The following is a 19801-nucleotide window of genomic DNA, read 5'->3' on the forward strand; positions in this document are numbered from 1 at the left end:
CCGCCTGGAATATGTGCTCGCGTCGCGTCGCGTCGCGTCGCGTCGCGTCGCACCGAACCCTGGCCTGATCTGCATTCTTACCTCGACTTCGCATTCACGTGCCGTAGCCAGTCCGCCAGCCGTTTGCCTTCCTGATCCGGATACGGTTCGAGCGCCTGAAGACTCTGGATCCTCTCCAACCCGAAATTGCGGAAATCGCTTCGCAATTCGCACCACGCGCCGAGTGTCCAGCGCGCACCCCAATAAGCCATCGCCAGCGGCCACACGCGCCGCTCGGTCGCTGCGCCGTTCGCATCGGTATAGGCAAAGCTCACCACCTGACGTGCGTCGATCGCCCGATGCAGCGCGTCCACCTTCGCTGAAAAATCCGCCTTGATGTGAAACGACGGCGCGAAGATTGCCAGACGTTCGAGCGTTGCGCGCTTGTCGGCGGGCATCGCCGAGGCGATCTTCGCCAACGCCCCGCGTGCGCCGCTCGCGAAACCGGCGCCGCCCCACGATTCGAGCATCCGTGCGCCCGCTGCGAGCGCGGCCAGTTCATCGGCGGTGAAGGTGAGGGGCGGCAGGCTCGCCGCGCGGCTCAGCCGATAGCCAATGCCCGCTTCGCCTTCGATTGGCACGCCTGACAGTTGCAGATCGCGTACGTCGCGATAGACCGTGCGCAGCGAGATATTCAGCCAGTCGGCGAGTTGTTGCGCGGTGGTCAGACGCCGTCCGCGCAACAGTTCGGCGATCTGGAACAGGCGGTCGGCGCGGCGCGTCATCGTGGGCGTCTTGTAGAAAAGGACAGGAACAGTCCCGCGATGATAGCGCCGCATGCCGCGCTCCGGTCGGCGTTCTGCGCGGTGCCTGCTGGCCGCCGCGCTTGTGCGCCGCGTTGGGTGTTAGCCGTTGGTCAGCGAATGCAGGCCGAGGCGGTTGCCCTCCGTGTCGGTGAAGAACGCGATGTAACCGATGTCCTGCGGCAGCTTGATCACCGGACCATCGGTCTTGCCGCCGGCCTGCTCGACGCGGGCGAGCACGGCGTCCACGTTGGGTTGTGCGTTCAGATAGACGAGCACACCGTCGTTGGTTGGCTTCATCGACGGGCTGTGGACGATTGCGCCGCCGGTCGCGGGCTCCTCGTAGCCGAAGATGGCGATCGGCTGGCCGCCGATTTCCTGGCGATTCAGTTTGACGTCGAGCGCGGTTTCGTAAAAACGAACAGCACGATCGAAATCGACGGACGGAATCTCAAACCATGCGACAACTTTGGATGATGCGGACATGACACTCTCCTGTGAATGGCGGTAAGCCGTGCAAAGCGCCGGATGGCGTGAGAAGGAGTGTGCCGGGGTGCTACTGACAGCGTAGTGTCAGTAGGGAGCGGCGGGTGCGGCAAAAGCACGTGACGGACAATGAGCGCGCGAGGGCGTTGGCAGCAATGGCACGGTGATGTGTCGGGCGGGAACAGAGGGACGGGGAGGTCGGCGTGGCGGAAGGTGTGAACCGAACGGCCGATCGCTACGGTACCGGCGAAAAAAACCGCGGACCTGGATCCGCGGCTTTTTTCGATGCTGCTTTGCTCCGGCTTACGCTGCCGGTGTGTCGTTGTTCTGCGGCCGTTGCCGCACACTGCCCGCGATCAAATCGAAACGGAACAGCCGGCATTCGAGCGCGCCGTTGAAGAGCGGCGTCTTGGTCGATTCACGCAGACGCAGTTGACCCGGCAGTTTGCGATCCGAAGTGAGAATAAACGCGTGCCAGCCGGTGAAACGCTGCTTCAGCGCATCGCCGAGCGACTGGAAAAACTCGCTGTCCGGCGTTTCTTCCTGGGCGCGGCGGAAGCTGTCGTCTTCGCGGCCTTCACGCGTGGCGCGGCCTTCGCGGATTTCGCCGCGCGCGTTGCGGCCACGCACTTCGATCCGCTCGCCATACGGCGGATTGGCGACGAGGATGCCTGCATCCGACGACGGCGGCGTCATGCCGCGCGCGTCAACCTGCTTGAGCGGAATCGACGGCAGACCGGCGCGCTGGAAGTTGGCACGCGCCTTGTCGAGCATGTCGCCAGAAATATCGCTGCCGAAGATCTGCAGATCGGCGCGCGAGTTGCGGGCGGCGTGCTTGGCGTCGAGCGCCGCGGCCTTCAGCGTTTGCCAGGTCTTGGCGTCGAATTGCTTGAGCCTCTCGAAGCCGAAGCGGCGTTCCGCGCCTGGCGCGATATTCAGCGCCACTTGCGCCGCTTCTGCGAGGAAGGTGCCGCTGCCGCACATCGGGTCGTACAGCGGCGTGCCGGCGGTCCAGCCGGTCAGGCGCAGGATGCCCGCCGCGAGATTCTCGCGCAGCGGCGCCGCGCCCTTGTCCAGCCGCCAGCCGCGCTTGAAGAGCGGATCACCGGAGGTGTCGAGGTAGAGCGTGCAATCGGTGGCGGTGAGGAACGCGAACACGCGCACATCGGGCATGGCGGTGTCGATGTTCGGGCGCGCGCCGCTGACTTCACGCAGACGGTCGCAGATCGCGTCCTTGACACGCAGCGTCGTGAATTCGAGGCTGCGCAGCGGCGACTTGATCGCGGTGACGTCCACCCGCAGCGTTTCGTTCGCCGAGAACCACTGTTCCCAACGCTGCTCGACGGCGAGCGCGTAAATGTCCTGTTCGCTGCGATACGGCCGATGCGCGATTTTCAGCAGTACGCGGCTCGCGAGGCGCGAGTGCAGGTTGGCGGCCATGCCGGCGGCCCAGCCTCCGCGGAAATGCACGCCGCCGGGCACTTGCGCGCCGGCCGTGAACGGCGCGCCGTTCAGGTGCTTCGCGGCAATTTCGGCGAGCTCGGTGGCGAGCGAGGCTTCAAGGCCGCGCGGACAGGGAAGGAAGAAATCGAAGGACATTGAGGTTGCCGGAAGGCGTTAGATAAGGCGCTATTGTACGCGGTCGGGATGACGGGCCGTTTTGGCCGGCCATACCAGCTCGAGCGGATGCCTGAACACCCGCTGCCAGATCGCGCCACGCAGCGAGCGAACCGCATTGCGCCGCAAGTCGCGCGATTTCACGGCCATGTAGAAGGCGAGCGCGAAGCTCACGGCCACGTTGAGTATTGCCATGCTGCCGACCCCTGCGACCGCCCACCACAGTTCCGGCAGCTTCAAGGCACCCTTGCCGAGCACCCCGATCGCGATACCGATCGAGCCGGCGCTCAGCGTTACGTGGCGCACTTCAAAAGCGAACGCGAAGGCGGTGAGGATCGCCGGCACGAGCCCGAGCATCAGGCCGAGCGTGATATTGCCCACGACGCCCGCCACATTCGAGCGGCAAAACGCTGCGAGCCGGGCGGCGCCGGATGCGCCGAGCGTCATGCGCAAGCGCCGGTTGTAGGCGAGCGCATCCGCCACGCGATGCAGGACGAACCAGTTGTCCGCCCAACCTGACAGCAAACTCGACGACCACAGCAAAACGCCGGTCAGCGCCGCATAGAACGGCGTCGGTCCCAACAGCGAGAACGAGTGCAGCGTGGCGTGGGCTTTCTCTGGCGAAATGATGTTGGCGTTGAACAGCGCATGCCACAACAATTGCACGCCGAAGCACACGGGAAACACCAGCAGCACGTTGCCGAGCACCGCGGCTGCCTGGGTGCGCATCAGCGCGGTCACCGAACTCACAAAGCTGTCGACGCCTGCGGGCGTGCCGACGCCGTCCAATTCACGGGCGAGGGTGGGCGCGGTCATCGCCGGTTGCTTGGTGGCGAGCGAGAAGTGCAGGAAGTGCATCAGCAGGAAACTGGCCGCGTAGTTGATGCCGGCGAGCAGGCCTTCGAACATTGATTGCAGATGCACGCCGGTGATGGCGAATTTCACGCAGACCGTGACGACGGTCACGAGGCCGCCGCCGGCCGCCATGCGTAGCATCTTCAGGTATTCGGCGCGATCGCGTGCGATGTAGTGCTCGCCGGTATCGGCGCTGTACTCGACGACTTTGCGCGCCAGCAACGAGAAATTGCTGCGTACGAGATGCGCGACGCTCTGACTCGCGTGATTCGCGTTCACCAGTTCGGCGGCGAGACGCGCGCCGGCGTGCGGATCGTCCTGCGTCATCCAGGCGTTCAGCAGATGCTCCGCGCGCACGATGCGCATGCGCATCCGTTCGACCTGGAACACGATATCGACACTGACGCCGTTACGGTAGAGATGGGCGAAGACGTTGTCGGTGGCGCTGCGGCATTCGTCGAGCAGCAGGCGCAGATAGTTGACCTCATGCAGCAGCTTGTCTTGCGGGCCGCCTTCACTGACTGCCTGATGGGCTGCTTCGACGGCGAGCATGGCGCGCGTGAGCCGGTAGAACGGCTGCTTTTCCATGGCGATGCGTACACCGCCGGCATCGCCGGCGTCCACTTCGCCGAGACGGCTGCGGACCGTTTGCGAGAGACCGGTCGAACTGATCTGGCAGGTGAGGTTGTGCAGAGCGGCCAGCAGGTCGAGCGAGAACGGGGTGGTGTCGAGTTGTTCGTTGTCTTCCTCTTCGTAGTCGAAGAGGGCGCGGATGCGGGTGAGCAGATCCGTTGGCAGATTGGCGATCCATTCGGCGTCGCGTTCCTGGCTGAACATCAGCGTGACGATTGCGCGCAGATCGCGCCGGTTCGGTGCGGGAGGAATCAGTGAGGCTTCGAGACGCTCGAAGAGTGCGCCGAAGAAGCCTGAATGCACGGGCATGCCTGCATCGCAGAGAAGCGAGAGGCCGTCGCTTTCGCGCAGGAGCGCGCGGAGAATGCCCGCGACGTTGGCCTTCCAGGCCGGGTTACGGTCCAGCACGTGGAGGAGATAGCGGATTCTTGTGTGCGCTGGGGTTGAGCGTGATGCAGCGTCTTCGACGGTGGTGCCGATTTGCTCGGGTTGGACTGCGCGGCCGCGGTGGATCCAGTGGGCGAGTTCGATCAGCCATTCACTGCGGTCTGGATAAGGCGCCGTCTTGTCGGCAATCGCTAGCAGCGCGTCCAGTTGGTGGCCGCCGTCGCGGGAGGCGCGCCATTTCTTTATGAATCGTTTGATGGAGGTGAACATTTTGGTTTTTACTCTACGGGGTTGTTGCCTGCGGTGCTTTTGTCGGTTTGCCTCGTGGTGTTGGCCTTTCCTTGCTGTCTTAGTGGTCTATTAGCGTTGCCCCTGTGCGGGGCGGCACTTACTTTCTTTGCCGCCGCAAAGAAAGATAAGCAAAGAAAGCGGCTCACACCGCCAGCTCTTAAGCGAGGCCCCCGCACAGCCTCGGTAGTGGTGCATCTGGAATCTGTGTTCTCGCACATTCGGCGTGAGTGACAAGGCCGTCATACTTCCGGCGGCGCTACGCGCGCCGAAGCGCCCTTCACCAAACCATCGCTTTTTCTCGCTCTCGCCGTCAATTCGACGCTTGGCCGACCTCCGCAACAGATCGCGCTACAAGACACCGAGGCGAAGCCAATGGCCCCCACCACACCCAACCGAAGCCCCTGGTTTCCCTCGCAGACCCATCCGCGACGCACGCAGTGCGGAGAGGGCGCTGATGAATCCTTTGTCGCTAACGCCGAATGTGCGGGGGCACGGATTCCAGATGCACCACTATCGCGACTGTGCGGGGGCCCCGCTTAAGAGCTGGCGGTGTGAGCCGCTTTCTTTGCTTATCTTTCTTTGCGGCGGCAAAGAAAGTAAGTGCCGCCCCGCACAGGGGCAACGCTAATAGACCACTAACAAAGCAAGGAAAGGCCAACACCACGAGGCCACCACCGAAAGCCCACCACCAAACCATCACCCCCGCGAGGCGATCAAAATCAACGATGCGCACGCAGACAAAAACCCCTTCAACTACTCGCGGCAGCCGCCGCAACAGCAGCAGGACACGCCGGCACGGCAAAACCAACCCCTTTACCGGCGGAGCCACCCTTAGGTGCAACAGCAGCCATAGCCTGCACAGCAGCAGCAACCTGCAGCGCAATCTGCTGCAACGCTACGCGATGCCCATTAACAAGAGCGTCATAGCCGCCGCTAACCGGCTCACTCACCACACTCCGGCAGGTCATCACACCAGTACCACGTACAGCCCTCACACTCCAAACCGCATCGATCAACGTATGCGATCCCGGCCATGACTCGAACCGCTGCACATTCATGCTGACCCGATACACCGGCGTCGTATCGGGATACGCAGTGCCATACACATCGATCGTGCCCAGCTGTTGCGTAAGACTGGTCGACAAAGCCCGACGAATCTCGTCGCCAGGCAACGAAGCCCAACGCTCCTGCTCGAGCACCTGAACCTGCGTCGGCCCCGTCTGCACCACAAGTTGATTCTTCGCCACTTGCGGCGGTACATCGATCGGCGCGACTTCGATCAACCACGCCGGCGCTGTCGACGTCCGGGCGCTAACCGGCGCCGCGGAACCAGCAGGCGCACCATCCGCGCCGAGCGTATAAAAGCGGCTGCTCGGCGACGAACACGCCGCCATCGCCACCAGTCCGGCCAGAGCGCCGACATAAACAGCGCCGCGCACAAGCCCGCGCGGCGGGCGGGGGAGCCGGGCAAACATCATGGTTTATCTCCTGTTTTACCGCGCAACAGCGATTCCGGATGACGCTCCAGATAATCCGACAGCGCATTCAGCGACTGCAACGTGCGAGTCAGTTCCTGCAACGCCTGATGAACATCCGACTGCAACGGCGAGTCCTGCTGCAATGTCGCCTGGGCCGAACCGAAGGTCTGCTTCGCCGCGGCCAGGGTGTCGCGCGCCTCCGGCACGACTTCCTTGTCGAGTCGCGCGAACAGCTGGTCGGCATTCTTCAATGCGCTGTTAAGGTTCGAACCGATCTGGTCGAACGGCACCTTGTCGAGCTTCTTCGCAATGTCGGCAACCTGCACCTGCAGTTCGTCGAGCGAGTTCGGAATGGTCGGCAACTCGAGCGGATCGCTGTTGACGTCAACCGTGGCCGGCGGCGCTTTCGGGAAGATATCGAGCGCCACATACAACTGGCTCGTAATCAGATTGCCAGTGCGCAGCTGGCCGCGCAGACCATGCTTGACGAGCTGTTGCAGCAAGGTTTGACCCGCGAGGGTGCCCGGCGTCGGCGCGGTTTCGCGGAAGCGCTTACCAAGGCGGTCCGGGTACAGGTTCATCGTCACCGGCATCGTGAAGCTACGCGTCTTCGGATCGTAGTCGATGCTGATATTGGTCACCTGGCCCAGCACGATGCCGCGGAAATCGACCGTCGCGCCGACCGACAGCCCGCGCAGCGATTGATTGAAATTCATCACCACGCGCAATGGCACGCCGTCCGGCTCGCGCATCGCGTCCTGTTCGTCAGAGCCGAGGCGGAACGTCATGTTGTTCGGCGCCTGCGCGCCCACGCCCTGGCCCGGCGGAGACTGGAACGACAAACCGCCGACAATCACCGTCGCAAGCGACTGCGTATTCAGCTTGAAGCCGCTCGAGTCGAGCCGCAGATCGACGCCGCTCGCATGCCACCAGCGCGAATTGGTGCCGACGTACTGGTCGAACGGTGCGGACACGAATACCTGCATCGTCACGCCGGTGCCGTCCTTGTCGAGCGAAAAGCCGACCACCTGGCCAACCTGCACGCGGCGGTAGAAAATCGGCGAGCCGATGTCGATCGAGCCGAGCGAATCGCCATGCAGGATGAACTGGTGGCCCTTCTGGTCACCCGTAATGGGCGGCGGCGTTTCGAGGCCGACAAAGTCCTTCTCGCTGTCCGGCGAATGGCCGGCGTCCGCGCCGATGTACGCACCCGAGAGCAACGTGGTCAATCCGGACACGCCGCTCGCGCCGACGCGTGGGCGTACCACCCAGAAGCGCGAATCCTTGACCGCGAAATTTTCGCCTTCCTTGGTGAGCTGCACCTGGACCAGCACGTGCGACAGATCCTTCGACAGCATGATGGTCTTCACCGAGCCGACATCGACGTCCTTGTACTTGACCTTGGTCTTGCCAGGTTCGAGGCCTTCGGCGCTGACGAACGTGATGGTGATCGTCGGGCCTTTTTCGGTCACCGACTTGATCACGAGCGCGAGGCCGATCAGTGCGGCGATCAGCGGAATCACCCAGACGAGCGAGGGCAGCCAGCGGCTGCGCGGCTCGATGTCGGGGTCTGGCAGTTGGGGCGGTAGCTTCGGTCCGTTCGAATCGTTGCGCGGCGCATCGGAGGCGGGCGTCGGTCCTTGCGGGCTAGTCATGGTCGAGGTCCTGAGGTTTTTGAGTACTGCTTTCCACGTTGTCCCAGATGAGCCGTGGATCGAATTGCATGGATGCCATCATCGTCAGAATCACCACCGAGCCGAAGGCGATTGCGCCCGGCCCGGCTGTAATCACAGCAAGCGACTTGAAACGGACCAGCGCGACCGTCAGCGTGACGACGAACACGTCGAGCATCGACCAGCGCCCGATCTTTTCGACCATCCGGTACAGCGTGGTGCGCTGATCCGGCCGCCAGTGCGAGCGGCGCTGCGCGGTGGCGGTGAGCAGCACCAGCACACTGAGCTTGAGCATCGGCACCATGATGCTGGCGATGAACACAATCACGGCCAATGGCCAATCGCCCGAGGTCCAGAAGTACACGACACCGCTCATGATGGTGTCGTCTTCCGAACCGAGCAGCGACGACGTATGCATCACCGGCAGCAGATTCGCGGGAATATACAGCAAGGCAGCGGCGATCAGCAGCGCCCAGGTGCGCGTCAGGCTATCGGGGTTGCGCGAGTGGAGGGTCGCGCCGCAGCGTCCGCAGTGCTGCGGCGTGACGGAGCGGATTCGCGGCTCGACGCGTCCGCACGCATGACAAGCGACCAGACCCGCGCGCTTCGCGGTCACGTATTTCATCGTGCGCTCATCCCTGATGCGGCGCCGGCGGCACGCCCGGCGGTAATGCGGATTGAGCCGCGTCTTGCACCTTGGGCTGCGCAGGCGGCCCGGCAAGCGAACTGACGGCAGTCGCCGCACTGTCCGCGGAGGTGCGCGGCAGCGGTCTCCGGTTGCGCTCGCCCATTTCGTCAGCGAGGTCCCACAGCACGCGCGGATCGAACGTGAGGACTACCGCGATCATCAGCGTCAGCACGCCGAACGCGAATAACGCCGCTTCGGGAATCACACGCGCGAGACTCACCATCTTCACGATGGTGATCAGCACGCCGAGCATGAACACTTCGATCATGCCCCACGGCCGCACGAATTGAATGGCGCGCAACACGCGGTTGAAAGCGGGCGGTACGTAGCCCGCGCGCAGCGGGATCAGCACGTAGAGCAGCGCGACCAGCTCGGTCAGCGGGAACAGGATGGTCGAACAGAACACCATGACTGCGACGATCTGCATGTCCTCGCCCCACAGCGCGATGAGCGCGCCGAACAGCGTGGTTTGCGAGGTGATGCCGCTGGTTTCGAGTTCGACGATCGGAAAGGCCTGGGCGATCACGAAGGTGATCAGCGCGGCCAGCGTCATCGCACAGATACTGTCGAGCTTGCGGGAAACGCCGCGATAGAGCGTTGCGCCGCAGCGCGGACAGCACGCGACCATCCGCCCGACAAGCCGGGGCTTGCTGAACAGCGCATCGCACTCATGGCACGCGATCAGGTTGTCATGTTCCATACGGCAGAAGGGCTAGCGACGTGAGGGGGCGTGCAATGCCGGGTTTAGAGCAGGGCCAGAAAAAGCGTGGAGCAATAGTACCAAACGCGCTTCGGCGCTGGGCCGGCCATTGAACCTGGTGCAACCGGTGAACCAAGCAGCGTCGGAAACAGGACTAGTCTTACACAAAAATGCTTACTACTGACACCCTCCGTCCCCAATTGTTCAATACCCTTCTGCACATGGGAAAATTTTCCACTGGTGCATTCCGGGCTGCCGAAGCCAGCTTTTTCCGCTTGCGGTAGCATGGCGGCCTTGGTGTGTGCCGCGGCCACCACGCTTTCTATCGAGTCGCACGATGCAACATGCATTGGCAGAGTGGAATAGCAGGGCCGGCTGCGCCGTTAACCTCTCTTAGCTTGCGTTGACTTGTCATGGCACTCAATCCTTCTTTCGGCAACCGGGAGTCGTACACGCGGATTGCCATCGCCTTTCACTGGCTGATCGCGCTGCTGATCGTATGCGGCTTCGCGCTCGGTTGGGTGATGACCGACATTCCCGGCTTCACGCCTACCAAGCTGCGCTACTTTTCGTACCACAAGTGGATCGGCGTGACGGTGTTCGCGCTCGCCGTGCTGCGCATTCTGTGGCGCGCCACCCACGCGGCTCCGCCGATGCCGCGCCGCATGCCGGCCTGGCAGCGCGGCGCCGCGCATCTCACCCATCTGCTGCTCTACGCGCTGATGATCGTGATTCCCGCCTCGGGCTATCTGTATAGCTCCGCAGCCAACGTGCCGGTGGTGTACCTCGGCTTGATTCCGCTGCCGCGCCTGATCGCACCAGACCCGCATCTCAAGGAGCTGCTGAAGAATGTGCATATCGCGCTGAATTACACCTTGCTCGTGCTGGTCGCGCTGCATGTCGCGGCGGCGCTCAAGCATCAATGGCTGGACCGCGACGGCCTGCTGTCGCGCATGCTCCCTTTCATCAAATAAGGATAACCATGAAAGTTTCGTTCTATCGTTACATGCTCGCTGCGTTCGCAGCGGCCTCGCTGACCGCGGCCGGCAGTGCGCTCGCCCAGGTCGACGTCGCGAAGAGTTCGGTGACGGCAACGTCGAAGCAGATGAACGTGCCGGTGGAAGGCAAATTCGGTAAATTCACCGCAGACGTAAAGTTCGATCCGGCAAAACCGGCCGACGGCAGTGCGCAGTTCAGCATCGATGTCGGCAGTTATGACCTCGGCGACGAAAGCTACAACGACCAGGTGCGCGGCAAGGACTGGTTTGACGCGAAGACCTATCCGACTGCAACCTTCGTGTCGAGCGCGATTGCGCCGGCTGGCGGCAATCAGTTCAAGGTCACTGGCAAGCTGACCATCAAGGGTAAATCGCAGACGGTCGTGGTGCCGGTCACCGTCGCCCAGCAGGGCGCGACGCAGACGTTCGACGGCTCGTTGCCGATCAAGCGTTCGCAATTCGACATCGGCACCGGCGAATGGAAAGACACCTCGGTGGTCGCCGACGACGTGGTGATCAAGTTTCATATCGTTGCAGCACGCAAGTGAGGTTCGCTGCGCTCCTTGAGCGCAGCCGCTTTCCTTCAGGAATTGCAGAAACATAAGGAGCATGAATTGAAAACATCCCTGTTGATCGCCGCCGGCGCATTGGTTTCTTCTTTCTCGCTCGGCGCGTTTGCCGCAACGGACACCTATCAGCTCGACCCGACCCACACGTATCCGAGCTTCGAGGCCGATCACCTCGGCGGCCTCTCGGTGTGGCGCGGCAAGTTCGCCAAGAGCTCGGGCACGGTCACGCTCGACCGTGCCGCGAAGACCGGCACGGTGGACGTCACGGTTGACCCGGCTTCGGTCATGACCGGCAATAGCAAGCTCGACGATCATCTGAAGACGGACACGTTCTTCGACGTGACGAAGTATCCGTCGGTGACCTACAAAGGTACCGATATCAAGTTCGACGGCGATAAGCCGGTCGAAGTGATCGGCAACCTGACGATCCGCGGCGTGACCAAGCCGCTGAATCTGAAGATCGAATCGTTCAAATGCATGCAGCACCCGGCGCTCAAGCGCGAAGTATGCGGCGTGGAGGCGAGCGCCCATTTCGACCGCAGCGACTACGGCATGGATTTCGGCGCGAAGTACGGCTTCAGCATGGATACCAAGCTGCATATTCAAGCCGAAGGCATCAAGCAATAGGCGCGTTAACGAGCCTTTTGCGTATTCGTATTTCATGCCGCTCGTGGCGCCGCCGTTGCGTCGCAACAAAAAACCGCTTCGTTCGCTTTTGCGATGAAGCGGTTTTTTATTGCCTGTTTGAAGCGCGGGAAGCCCTGTGCCGTGGTCGTCGCCTATTTGCCGCTCGCCTGCTTTTAATTTTTCAGGTACATAGAGCGCTGACGCCATATTGGTTGTGCGCGCATCCAGTTCGGCAATATCGGGGCGCAAAGCCTACATTAATAATATTTCGCGCGCATTGGAGATCTGCATGAATGCAACGACAGCGGCAAACCTGGCGGGGAGCCGGCGCAATTCGTGGCGCGCGGTGGTCGCCGCCTCGATCGGCAACGCGCTGGAATGGTTCGACCTGGTGGTGTACGGATTTTTCGCGGTGATCATCGCGAAGCTGTTTTTCCCGGCGGGTAACGACACGGTCTCGCTGCTGCTCACGCTCGGCACCTTCGGCGTGTCGTTCTTCATGCGGCCGCTCGGCGCGATCGTGATTGGCGCTTACGCCGACCGCGCCGGACGCAAAGCGGCGCTCACGCTGTCCATCCTGCTCATGATGTGCGGCACGCTGATCATCGCGCTTCTGCCGACGTATCAGAGCATCGGCATTGCCGCGCCCGTGATTCTTGTGGCGGCGCGTCTGATGCAAGGCTTTTCGGCGGGCGGCGAGTTCGGCAGTGCCACGGCGTTTCTCGCGGAACACGTACCGGGGCGGCGTGGTTTCTTCGCGAGTTGGCAGGTCGCGAGCCAGGGGCTCACCACGCTGCTCGCCGCCGGTTTCGGCGTGCTGCTGACCGGCAAGCTTTCGCCGGAGCAGATGGCCTCATGGGGCTGGCGTGTGCCGTTCTTCTTTGGTCTTCTGATCGGCCCGGTCGCGTGGTACATCCGCACCAAACTCGACGAAACGCCTGAGTTTCTCGCGGCGGAAACGACCACCACACCGCTGCGCGATACCTTCACCAGCCAGAAGCTGCGCCTCGTCATTGCGATTGGCGTGGTGGTGCTCGGTACGGTGTCGACCTATCTTGTGCTGTTCATGCCGACTTACGGTGTGAAGCAATTGGGGCTGGCGCCGTCGGTCGCGTTCGCCGCGATCGCACTGACCGGTGTGATTCAGATGGTGTTCTCGCCGCTGGTCGGCCATCTGTCGGACCGCCACGGGCGCACCACGATCATGCTGATCTCGGCGCTGCTGCTGCTCATCCTGATCAATCCGGCCTTCGTGTATCTGGTCGCGCATCCGACCTTCGGCACGCTGATCGCACTGCAAGTCGTGTTCGGCTTTTTGATGACAGGGTACTTCGCAGCGTTGCCGGGTTTGCTTTCGGAGATGTTCCCGGTGCAGACGCGTACAACCGGCATGTCGCTGGCTTATAACATCGCGGTGACGATCTTCGGCGGCTTCGGGCCGTTCATCATCGCATGGCTAATCAGCTTCACGGGATCGAAGGCCGCGCCGAGCTACTACTTGATTTTTGCCGCGGTCGTGAGCCTCGTGGCATTGATGGCGGCGCGGCGCAAGCTTGGGTTCCGTTAGCACGTTGCCGCGTCGTCCTGCTGCGCGAATGGGCTTGGCGAGCGTGTAGGGCGCGCGGACTGCGAAACAGAGCAGCGTGGCAAAGGCGGTAAACGTAAAAGGCCGGTTCGTGAGAACCGGCCTTTTCTATTGCAAGGTCTACCTACGGCAAGCTCAGACTTGCGCGCCTGCGTTTGGATCGTCCGGATCGGTGCGTTCCTTCTTGTCCTTCACCAGATCTTCGCGCTTCACGCCGAGCCACATGGCGAGCGCAGCGGCAACGAACACCGATGAGTAGATACCGAACAGAATACCGACGGTCAGCGCCAGAGCGAAGTAGTGCAGCGTCGGGCCGCCGAACAGGAACATCGACAGCACCATCATCTGCGTACAGCCGTGGGTGATGATCGTGCGCGACATCGTGCTGGTGATCGCGTGGTTGATCACTTCGATCACGGTCATCTTGCGTTCGCGGCGGAAGGTCTCGCGAATCCGGTCGAAGATAACGACGGATTCGTTCACCGAGTAGCCGAGCACCGCGAGCACGGCGGCCAGCACCGACAGCGAGAACTCCCACTGGAAGAACGCGAAGAAGCCGAGAATGATGATCACGTCGTGCAAGTTCGCGATCACGCCGGCGACCGCGTACTTCCATTCGAAGCGGAACGACAGGTAGATCACGATGCCGACCACCACGCAGGCCAGCGCCATCAGGCCGTCGGTAGCGAGTTCCTTGCCGACCTGCGGGCCGACGAACTCGACGCGTTGCAACTGCACCTGCGCGTCCTGGTTCTTCAGCGCGCCCATCACCTGGTCGCTCTGTTGCGCCGACGTGTAACCCTGCTTGAGCGGCAGACGGATCAGCACGTCGCGCGAGGTGCCGAAATTCTGCACTTGCGCGTCGGGATAGCCGAGCTTGTTGAGCGTGCCGCGCACCGGTTCAAGCGGCGCGGCACCCGGATACTGCACTTCGATGACGGTACCGCCGGTGAATTCCACCGACAGATGCAGCCCGCGATGCAGCAGGAAAAACACAGCAGCGACAAACGTCAGGAGCGAGATTGCGTTGAAGATCAACGCATGCCGCATGAACGGAATGTCTTTGCGAAAACGGAAAAATTCCATGGTCTTGTTCTCCGGGACTCAGCGGGATGAACCCGGTTTCTGCGGCGTATTGGCCGCGTCGCGGCGGCGCACGGTCGGTTTGCCGGCACGTGCCTGCGCAGCAGCTTTTGCCTTCGGCTTGGCGCTCGCCGCGGCGACGGCTCGTGCTGTATCGGTCGCAGCGTCGTCGTTACCGAGGTAGGCTGCCGCACCATCAATACCTTCCGGTTGCGGACGCCACACCTGGCCAATCGCCAGCGTCTTGAGCTTCTTCTTGCCGCCGTACCAGAAGTTGACCAAGCCGCGCGAGAAGAACACGGCCGAGAACATCGACGTCAGAATGCCGATACAGTGCACGATCGCGAAGCCGCGCACCGGGCCAGAGCCGAACGTGAGCAGGGCGAGGCCGGCGATCAGCGTGGTGACGTTCGAGTCGAGAATCGTCGCCCATGCATGTGCGTAGCCGTTCTGGATCGCCAGTTGCGGCGGCGCGCCGTGGCGCAGTTCTTCGCGCACGCGTTCGTTGATCAGCACGTTCGCGTCGATCGCCATACCGAGCGCAAGCGCGATAGCGGCAATACCCGGCAAGGTGAGCGTGGCCTGCAACATGGACAGCACGGCGATCAGCAGCAACAGGTTGACCGACAGGCCGATCATCGAGATCACGCCGAACAGCATGTAGTACGCCATCATGAAGACGGCGATCGCGACGAAGCCCCACACCACCGAGTGGAAGCCCTTGTTGATGTTGTCCGCGCCGAGGCTCGGGCCAATCGTGCGTTCTTCGATGATGTCCATCGGCGCGGCGAGCGAACCGGCGCGCAGCAGCAGCGCGAGGTCGGCGGCAGCTTGCGGGTTCGGCTGGCCGGTGATCTGGAAGCGGTCACCCAATTCCGACTGGATGGTCGCCACGGTCAGCACTTCGCCCTTGCCCTTTTCGAACAGCACCATCGCCATCGGCTTGCCGATGTTGTCGCGCGAGACGCTGCGCACTGCGCGGCCACCCGCCGAATCCAGGCGGATGTTGACCGACGGACGTTGATGTTCGTCGAAGCCGGCCGACGCGTCGATGATGCGGTCACCCGTGAAGATGATCTGCTTGCGCAGCAGCACCGGCGTCTGATTGCCTTGGGTGAACAGTTCGTCACCCGGCGGCACCGGATCGGACGGATTCGGATGCGTGTTCACCGGATCGGCGAGGCGCGCTTCGAGCGTTGCCGTGCGGCCGATGATGTCCTTCGCCTTCGCCGTGTCCTGCACACCCGGCAGCTCGACGACGATCCGGTCCGAGCCTTGCTGCTGGATCACCGGCTCGGCCACGCCGAGTTCGTTCACGCGGTTATGCAGCGTGGTGATGTTCTGCTTGAGCGCGGCGTCCTGCACGGCTTTCTGCACGGCCGGCGTGAACGTGCCGACCAGCTGCACACCGCCGTCCGGGTTCGCTTGCGAAGCCCACTGGAGTTCGCCGATGCTGCGGCCCAGCTGCTTGGTTGCCGCGTCCGCCGTAGCCTGGTCGGCGAAATTGATCACCACCGTCTGGTTGACGCGGTTCACGCCGCCGTCGCGGATGTTGTTGTCACGCAGCATGGTGCGTGCATCCGAGGCGTCGGAGTCGAGCTTCTTGTTGAGCGCGCCGGCCATGTCGACCTGCAGCAGGAAGTGCACGCCGCCGCGCAGATCGAGGCCGAGGTACATCGGCAGCGCGTGCAGGGCGGTCAGCCAGCGCGGCGATGCGCTTTGCAGGTTCAGCGCCACGATGAATTGCGGATCGGTCGGGTCGGCGTTCAGCGATTTTTGCAGCAGGTCCTTCACGCGCAGTTGCGTGTCGGTGTCCAGCAGACGCACGCGAATGTTCGCGTTGGTCGACGAATTGTCGAACGTGACTTCGTCAGGCTTGATCTGATTGGCTGCGAGTGCGGCTTCGACTGCCGACAGCGTGGTCGAGTCGAGCTTGACCGTTGCCTTGCCGCTCGACACCTGCACCGCCGGCGCTTCGCCGAACAGATTGGGCAGCGTGTACACGAGGCCGATGACCAGAGCCACCAGCATCACGGCGTATTTCCAGAGGGGGTAGCGATTCATGAGTGGTCCAACGGGAAGGTTGGCTTGGAAGCGATGCGTCCGGCGATGAGCGCGGGCCGTTCAGCGTTGTTCTGCGAGAACCGCCGGCGAGGCCGCGCCGGACGCGAGAGAGCAGGCCTTACAGCGACTTGATCGTGCCCTTCGGGAGAATCGTCGTGACCGACGCTTTTTGCACGGTGATTTCCGTGCCTTCCGAGATTTCGACGCCGACGTAAGCTTCACCCACCTTGGTGACCTTGCCGACGATGCCGCCATTCGTCACCACTTCATCGCCCTTGGCCATGGCGGAGAGCATGTTGCGATGTTCCTTCTGGCGCTTCATTTGCGGGCGAATCATGATGAAGTACAGCACGCCGAACATCAGGATCAGCGGCAAGAAGCTCATCAGGTTCGATTCAATGCCACCTGTTGCTGTGCCTTGGGCGAAGGCATCGGTAATGAACGACACGTTGGTCTCTCCGTTATAAATCGAAACAATCAAAAAAATCAGCCGGTTATTCTACCACTGGCCTGACGGGGGTCGGCGCGGCGAATCGGCTTTCCGATCAACCGTTTAAAGCCTTTTCTGCCATGCGTGAAAGTTAATTGTAAGGTTTTCCGCGCGAAGCCGACGGATTCCTCCGGCAAATTCGTCTGCTGATTCCCGATTGCCGGCTAGTCGATGCCGCGTGCGCGGTTCTCGTGGAAGCGCTTGCGGAAAGGCTCGAACAGCTTTGCGTCGATCGCGTCGCGCATTTCCTGCATCAATTCAAGGTAGTAGTGCAGGTTGTGGATTGTGTTCAACTGCGCACCGAGGATTTCCCCTACACGATGCAGATGGTGCAGGTAGCCGCGGGTGAAATTTCGGCAGGTGTAGCAACCGCATTGCTCGTCGAGCGGGCGCAGCGAGTTCTTGTGCGCGGCGTTGCGGATCTTGATGTCGCCGAAACGGGTGAAGAGCCAGCCGTTGCGCGCGTTGCGGGTCGGCATCACGCAGTCGAACATGTCGACGCCGGCGGCGACGCCCGCGACCAGGTCTTCCGGCGTGCCGACGCCCATCAGGTAGTGCGGCTTGTCGGCCGGGAGCTTCGGGCCGATGTGGTTCAGCACGCGCATCATGTCTTCTTTCGGCTCACCGACCGAGAGGCCGCCGATCGCGAGACCATGGAAATCCATCTCTGCGAGACCCGCCAGTGACTCGTCGCGCAGATCCTCGAACATGCCGCCCTGGACGATGCCGAACAACGCGTTCGGATTGCCGAGGCGGTTGAACTCGTCGATGGAGCGCTGAGCCCAACGCATCGACATGCGCATGGAATCGGCGGCTTCCTGGTGCGAGGTCGGCACGTTGTTGGTCGCGTACGGCGTGCATTCGTCGAACTGCATGACGATGTCCGAGTTCAGCACCTTCTGGATCTGCATCGAGACTTCGGGCGACAGGAAGAGCTTGTCGCCGTTGATCGGCGAAGCGAACGTGACGCCATCTTCGGTGATTTTGCGCAGATCGCCGAGCGAAAACACCTGAAAACCACCCGAGTCGGTCAGGATCGGTTTCTTCCAGCCCATGAAGCTGTGCAGGCCGCCGTGCGCCTCGATGGTTTCGAGGCCCGGGCGCAGCCACAGGTGGAACGTGTTGCCGAGGATGATCTGCGCGTGCATTTCCTCGAGTTCGCGCGGCTGAACCGCCTTCACAGTGCCGTAGGTGCCGACCGGCATGAAGATCGGCGTTTCGACCACGCCGTGGTTCAGCGTGACGCGGCCGCGGCGGGCCTGGCCGTCGGTGCCGAGCAGTTCGAATTTGAGGCCATTGTCAGGGCGTTCGCCGGTGCTCGCGCAGGTGTTGCAGGTACGGCTTGTATCGTGTGTATGACCATCGGTCATTGGGGGACTCCTGTGCCACCGGAAAACAGTCCGGCGCAAATAATGAACGCCGCCGGGTAAGCCACGGCGACTGGGTAAAGAAAACGCAAGATGCAGCACAGATCTGCCGCTGCACGCAGGTGCAGGAGGGCCGCAACGAGTGCCACTACATCAACGCAGCAAGGAGCGGCAGACTACCGCGCGCGCTGCCGGCGCGCAACGCTATCGCACGGGATATCGCCATGCGACGCGAAACGGTTCAGGCGTCGCGGCGCGTCAGCAACATCGCGTCACCGTAGCTGAAGAAGCGGTAACGCTGTTCGATCGCGTGGCGATACGCCTCGCGAATCGTTTCGACGCCCGCGAACGCTGACACCAGCATCAGCAGTGTCGACTTCGGCAAATGAAAATTGGTGACGAGCCGGTCGACCACACGGAACTTGTAGCCCGGCGTGATGAAGATATCGGTTTCCGTGCTGGCCGCGCCGAGCGGGCGTCCGGCGGCCTCGGCATCGCGCGCGGCGGCTTCGAGCGCGCGCATCGACGTCGTGCCCACTGCGATGACGCGGTTGCCGCGCGCACGCGTCGCCGCGATCTTGTCGGCGAGCGATTGCGGCAGGTGATACCACTCGCTGTGCATCTTGTGTTCGGCCAGATTCTCCACCCGCACCGGCTGGAAGGTGCCCGCGCCGACGTGCAACGTCAGCGTCGCGCGCTCCACGCCGCGGGCGTCGAGCCGGGCGAGCAGCGCGTCGTCGAAGTGCAGGCCGGCGGTGGGCGCAGCCACCGCGCCCGGGTTTTGCGCGAACACCGTCTGGTAGCGGGTTTCGTCAGTCGAGTCGGGATCGTGCTCGATGTACGGCGGCAGCGGCAGGCGGCCGAATTGCTCGATCAGCGTCAGGCAGTCGTCCGGAAAATGCAGCGTGTAGAACGGCTCGACGCGTTCCCCGACCGTCACGTCGAACGCGTCGGCCAGACGGATCGTGGTGCCCGGCTGCGGGCTCTTGCTCGCGCGGATCTGCGCAAGCGCGGTGCGCTCGCCGACGAGGCGCTCTACCAGCACTTCGATCTTGCCGCCACTGGCCTTCTGGCCGAGGAAACGTGCTTTCAGGACTTTGGTATCGTTGAAGACCAGCAGATCGCCGGCCGCGATGCACTCGGGCAGCTCGGCAAAACGGCGGTCGATCAGGCGCGCGGCGTCGGCGGCATCGGCCGGGTTGGCTACTTCAAGCAGGCGGCTGGCGCTGCGCTCGGGCAGCGCCACTTGCGCGATCAGCTCGGGTGGCAGATCGAAATCGAAATCGGAAAGCGTAAACATGCGGACGACTGGAAGCGAATTGGGACGGAATTGAGCCGAAGCCGGAGCCGGGCGGCTATGATTGCGGGACGCCAGAGCGGCCCGCGAGCCCGCGCGCTGTATGGCGGCGACACCTTTGACAGCCGATA

At 62.7% G+C, this 19801-nt stretch carries 17 protein-coding genes; 4 read left to right on the forward strand and 13 right to left on the reverse strand.

Translation table 11 applies throughout. The annotated features are described in order from the left end of the window. Positions 1 to 77: 77 nt before the first annotated feature. The 8 genes from KHO31_RS20900 to KHO31_RS20935 all read right to left on the reverse strand — a co-directional run bounded on the left by KHO31_RS20900 (position 78) and on the right by KHO31_RS20935 (position 9590). Positions 78 to 818, reverse strand: coding sequence for a helix-turn-helix transcriptional regulator (locus KHO31_RS20900; protein WP_201080168.1), 741 nt, complete (start codon positions 816 to 818; stop codon positions 78 to 80). 66 nt (positions 819 to 884) lie between these two features. After that, on the reverse strand, positions 885 to 1268 hold the full coding sequence (locus tag KHO31_RS20905) for a VOC family protein (RefSeq protein WP_201080170.1): 384 nt from the start codon (positions 1266 to 1268) through the stop codon (positions 885 to 887). Positions 1269 to 1571: 303 nt separating this feature from the next. Further along, positions 1572 to 2867 carry a THUMP domain-containing class I SAM-dependent RNA methyltransferase gene (locus KHO31_RS20910; RefSeq protein ID WP_201080173.1) on the reverse strand — a complete coding sequence of 432 codons (1296 nt, stop codon included), beginning with the start codon at positions 2865 to 2867 and terminating at the stop codon, positions 1572 to 1574. 30 nt (positions 2868 to 2897) lie between these two features. Continuing rightward, entirely contained in the window at positions 2898 to 5030 is a 2133-nt protein-coding gene (locus KHO31_RS20915) for a site-specific recombinase (protein ID WP_201080175.1), read from the reverse strand. A 770-nt stretch (positions 5031 to 5800) separates the two neighbouring features. After that, positions 5801 to 6529: a PqiC family protein gene (locus tag KHO31_RS20920; RefSeq protein ID WP_201080177.1), complete on the reverse strand. Its 729-nt coding sequence runs from the start codon at positions 6527 to 6529 to the stop codon at positions 5801 to 5803. Next, on the reverse strand, positions 6526 to 8184 hold the full coding sequence (locus KHO31_RS20925) for a PqiB family protein (RefSeq protein WP_201080179.1): 1659 nt from the start codon (positions 8182 to 8184) through the stop codon (positions 6526 to 6528). The genes KHO31_RS20920 and KHO31_RS20925 overlap by 4 nt, the downstream gene beginning before the upstream one ends. After that, the gene (locus KHO31_RS20930) at positions 8177 to 8827 is read right to left on the reverse strand and encodes a paraquat-inducible protein A (protein WP_201108218.1); all 651 of its coding nucleotides are present in this window, start codon (positions 8825 to 8827) and stop codon (positions 8177 to 8179) included. Before KHO31_RS20930 ends, KHO31_RS20925 begins: the two co-directional genes overlap by 8 nt. Positions 8828 to 8834: 7 nt before the next feature. Beyond that, the gene (locus tag KHO31_RS20935) at positions 8835 to 9590 is read right to left on the reverse strand and encodes a paraquat-inducible protein A (RefSeq protein WP_201080183.1); all 756 of its coding nucleotides are present in this window, start codon (positions 9588 to 9590) and stop codon (positions 8835 to 8837) included. Positions 9591 to 10003: 413 nt separating this feature from the next. Between KHO31_RS20935 and KHO31_RS20940 the strand changes: the two genes are divergently transcribed. The 4 genes from KHO31_RS20940 (at position 10004) to KHO31_RS20955 (ending at position 13351) form a co-directional block, all read left to right on the forward strand. Beyond that, positions 10004 to 10564 carry a cytochrome b gene (locus KHO31_RS20940; protein WP_211624094.1) on the forward strand — a complete coding sequence of 187 codons (561 nt, stop codon included), beginning with the start codon at positions 10004 to 10006 and terminating at the stop codon, positions 10562 to 10564. A gap of 8 nt (positions 10565 to 10572) precedes the next feature. Further along, positions 10573 to 11136, forward strand: coding sequence for a YceI family protein (locus KHO31_RS20945; RefSeq protein WP_201086257.1), 564 nt, complete (start codon positions 10573 to 10575; stop codon positions 11134 to 11136). Between the two features lie 78 nt (positions 11137 to 11214). Then, entirely contained in the window at positions 11215 to 11784 is a 570-nt protein-coding gene (locus KHO31_RS20950; protein WP_201080347.1) for a YceI family protein, read from the forward strand. Positions 11785 to 12073: 289 nt separating this feature from the next. After that, complete coding sequence (locus KHO31_RS20955) at positions 12074 to 13351, forward strand: MFS transporter (protein ID WP_201086258.1); 1278 nt, start codon at positions 12074 to 12076, stop codon at positions 13349 to 13351. Positions 13352 to 13504: 153 nt separating this feature from the next. Here KHO31_RS20955 and secF read toward each other — a convergent pair whose 3' ends face one another. The 5 genes from secF to queA all read right to left on the reverse strand — a co-directional run bounded on the left by secF (position 13505) and on the right by queA (position 19673). Further along, the gene (gene secF / locus KHO31_RS20960; RefSeq protein ID WP_201080190.1) at positions 13505 to 14455 is read right to left on the reverse strand and encodes a protein translocase subunit SecF; all 951 of its coding nucleotides are present in this window, start codon (positions 14453 to 14455) and stop codon (positions 13505 to 13507) included. An 18-nt stretch (positions 14456 to 14473) separates the two neighbouring features. Then, positions 14474 to 16516, reverse strand: a complete 2043-nt coding sequence (secD, locus tag KHO31_RS20965; protein WP_201080192.1) for a protein translocase subunit SecD — start codon at positions 16514 to 16516, stop codon at positions 14474 to 14476. A gap of 118 nt (positions 16517 to 16634) precedes the next feature. Then, complete coding sequence (gene yajC, locus KHO31_RS20970; RefSeq protein ID WP_169486259.1) at positions 16635 to 16964, reverse strand: preprotein translocase subunit YajC; 330 nt, start codon at positions 16962 to 16964, stop codon at positions 16635 to 16637. Positions 16965 to 17170: 206 nt separating this feature from the next. Continuing rightward, positions 17171 to 18376: a tRNA guanosine(34) transglycosylase Tgt gene (gene tgt, locus KHO31_RS20975; protein ID WP_201080194.1), complete on the reverse strand. Its 1206-nt coding sequence runs from the start codon at positions 18374 to 18376 to the stop codon at positions 17171 to 17173. Positions 18377 to 18614: 238 nt separating this feature from the next. Further along, positions 18615 to 19673 (reverse strand): tRNA preQ1(34) S-adenosylmethionine ribosyltransferase-isomerase QueA, encoded by a 1059-nt coding sequence (gene queA, locus KHO31_RS20980; RefSeq protein WP_201123997.1) that lies wholly within the window; start codon positions 19671 to 19673, stop codon positions 18615 to 18617. Positions 19674 to 19801 lie beyond the last annotated feature (128 nt).

Source organism: Paraburkholderia domus (genome assembly GCF_905220705.1).
Taxonomy (GTDB): domain Bacteria; phylum Pseudomonadota; class Gammaproteobacteria; order Burkholderiales; family Burkholderiaceae; genus Paraburkholderia; species Paraburkholderia domus.